Origin of the sequence: Catenibacterium sp. RTP21428st1_D7_RTP21428_210409 (assembly GCF_040227455.1) — a bacterium.
Classification (GTDB): Bacteria; Bacillota_I; Bacilli_A; order Erysipelotrichales; family Coprobacillaceae; genus Catenibacterium; species Catenibacterium mitsuoka_A.
Genome location: NZ_JBEHVX010000143.1, coordinates 1 through 2885 on the forward strand (window position 1 = coordinate 1; position 2885 = coordinate 2885).

Sequence of the window (2885 nt, forward strand, 5' to 3'; positions counted from 1 at the left end):
ATAGTCTATATCCTGAATATTTCTGCTCCACACTTCTCTTAAATCGTTACCTGTAGATTATGGGTATTCAAAAAAAAGTATCGTTTTCACGATTTTTTAAAAAATATTCTATTTCATCGCAAAAAGGTTTATAATTTGTCCGACTAGTCAAATCTGTAGTTAAAATATATGAACGACTTTCGTTTGACGTTTCTATTATGAGATCTACCGGGGCGAATTGGTAAGATTTCATTAGCTATCAGATTCTCTAAAGATGGATTTTTTCCATCTTTTTTGTTTAGAAAACTTCTTACTAAATGACAGGCTCTAGTGAAATTAATCTGATAAATATATTTCTTGTTTCTTTTTTCAATCTTTATCTTCCTTATAAGTCTCTGTGTCAGATTATAAAGAGTAAGACTTATATAAATCTCCTGCTTTATATATTTTCTCTTCTTTGCGTGATGTGAGTTCAAACCTATTGCATACTTTACATGTCTGAAAGAAGTCTCTATACCCCAGCGTTTATTATATAGTTCCTTGATGTCTTCAGATGAGAATTTAGTCCTATCAAGATTAGTAATTATACATTCATATGTATCTTCAGTGATTTTGAATCGAACTGTCCTGCAATTAAACTCATACCAGGGATCTTCTTTAGACATATAGTCAAATCGCATATTAGTAGGACATACTTTATATAGCTGAGGGCATGCTTTTATCATTGATGTACATTTCAGAGTAAGCATTCTAAACACGTCAATATCAAACTCATCATTCGGATACAGCCCTAAAGATCTTGTCATACTGGTTTTAGAATTGATATCCTTGACTCTGACAAGATACTTGTTTCCAGATTTCGCAACATGTTCAAAACCGTTATAAGATTCATATCCTCTGTCTGCTATAAAAATCGCTTTCCTTCCCTGATAACGATCCACAAGCTGGCAGAAAGCATCATTTTCATCCCTTACTGCCTGACCCTGTATAATAAGATCATCATATGATCGCTCAAGGAGATCGTAGCTGGCATTAATATGAAATGCGGAATAAGGCTTATTGGTACCGCCTGTTCTTAGAACTCTTGTTTCTTTATCATATATGGAATTATCGATTGGCAATTCACTCCCATCAATAGCGAGAAGACGATATCCTTTATACAGTATGTCTTCATGAGTTCTATCATTAAACTTATTGAAAATATGTTTAAGAGCATCCACCTTGATTTTATTTCTAGCCTGCACAAACGCAGATGCAGTAGGTGTATCAAGTGCATTATCAAAAGACTTAAACAGTTCATCTCTTAAGGAGCCGTTTTCCATGCAGAAGAGGATTTTGATGGTATTTTGAAAATCCAGTTTACGAGAGCGAATGAAGTCTGTTCTGGAATTTACGCAGAAAATAGAGCGTGAATCGTTCATTTTTTTGATAATGTGATTTAAAGTTTTCTCGAGTTGTTTATAGTTGTCCATAATGTATACCTCCGACGACATCTATAAACAATTGGCCAATAATCAATATATAAATATTGATTATTGGCCTTACATTTTTGGGCTTTTGTCAAGAGCAAATAAAAAAGGCATACATTTTGTTTGTATGCCTTGATAGCTGTCAATTCTTAACTTAATGACATTGCCGTTGCGGTGCTAATGTTTGATTATTTTTGAGACATTATCAATTTCGGTTGACAGGAGGAAAAAAGGCACCTCTTCATATAGATTCGGCTGCATACAAAATTGTGTGTAGCCTTTTTTAATGAATACCTAATTCTGAAAAAAATCTTTTACTCTCTACGGATAATCTTATCCTACAACAATCTTTTCTTTTTAAAATAAATGAGTTCCAGAATAATTGTTATTACTGCAATTGCAATCACTGCAACATATCCGTATTTCCACTGCAGCTCAGGCATATTTACAAAATTCATCCCATACCAGCCGGTCAAAAGTGTAAGTGGCAGGAATAAGGTTGTCACAACTGTCAATATACACATAATTTTATTCTGTTGTGCATCCTGCTGAGATTGATACAGTTCACGTAACTGCAGTATATTTTCTCTAAGCAAATGCACATGGTTATGCAGTCGTTCTGTCCTGAGTGCATAACGATTCCACGATTCTGTATTATGGATAATAGTCAGTCCATCTTGAGACTGTAATAGATCACCAATCATAGCCAGCTGTTCATAATATGCATCCAGCTCAGATAGTTTCTGTCGATACTTTGTAAGAACCGAAAAGAAATTATCCGGAACACCTTTTATAAGCTGATCTTCCATCTTTTCAATTTCTTTTTCCAAATGTAACAAATATAGAAGATCATTTTCAATCATCAGTTCCATCATCTTAAGAAGAACCTGATCCGGCGATTTCAGCTCCTGAAACTGTTCTTCCTTTTTCTCTATCCAGTGTTTCAGTTCCCCACTGTCCTCAATTAAAAAAAGTTCTTTATCTGTCAGGTAAAATCCAAAAACAACATGCGGTGTACGTATTTCATTTTTTTCCGGTACTCGCAAGGTTCCCAGAATACAATCCCGAAACACTTCTGCTTTACAGTATCGGATTGATCTGATACTGTGTAATAATTCGTTATCATGCGGAAAATCTTTCTTCAACTCGCGAAATTCATCTTCCCGTAAGATCGTAAGGAAATGTATATTCACCATAGGATCACTCATACTCCTTTCATCACATTTCTTAACAAACAAGAATACTCTTTATTCTTGTAAAATACAAATAAAAAACTGAAGAATCCCAATACTCTAAAGTGAAAAGTTAAATTCCACTTTAGGCAGGTTAAAGTTGCGTTTAGTCTTTCACATCTTTCCAATTGATTTTACTCTTACAGTTGAATTTACTTTTACACCTTCAATAGTTGAATTTTCTCCTTCAGGTATATAATTACTG

At 34.1% G+C, this 2885-nt stretch carries 2 protein-coding genes; both read right to left on the reverse strand.

From position 1 onward, the window contains the following. Window positions 1-143: 143 nt before the first annotated feature. Complete coding sequence (locus ABUA27_RS12450; RefSeq protein WP_349820841.1) at window positions 144-1472, reverse strand: IS4 family transposase; 1329 nt, start codon at window positions 1470-1472, stop codon at window positions 144-146. A 314-nt stretch (window positions 1473-1786) separates the two neighbouring features. Continuing rightward, the gene (locus ABUA27_RS12455; protein ID WP_349820842.1) at window positions 1787-2656 is read right to left on the reverse strand and encodes a magnesium transporter CorA family protein; all 870 of its coding nucleotides are present in this window, start codon (window positions 2654-2656) and stop codon (window positions 1787-1789) included. Window positions 2657-2885: the final 229 nt, after the last annotated feature.

Coding starts and splice junctions, on each gene's coding strand:
- ABUA27_RS12450 (WP_349820841.1), bottom strand. CDS start 1,472: ATGTCGTCGGAGGTATACATTATGGACAACTATAAACAACTCGAGAAA.
- ABUA27_RS12455 (WP_349820842.1), bottom strand. CDS start 2,656: ATGAGTGATCCTATGGTGAATATACATTTCCTTACGATCTTACGGGAA.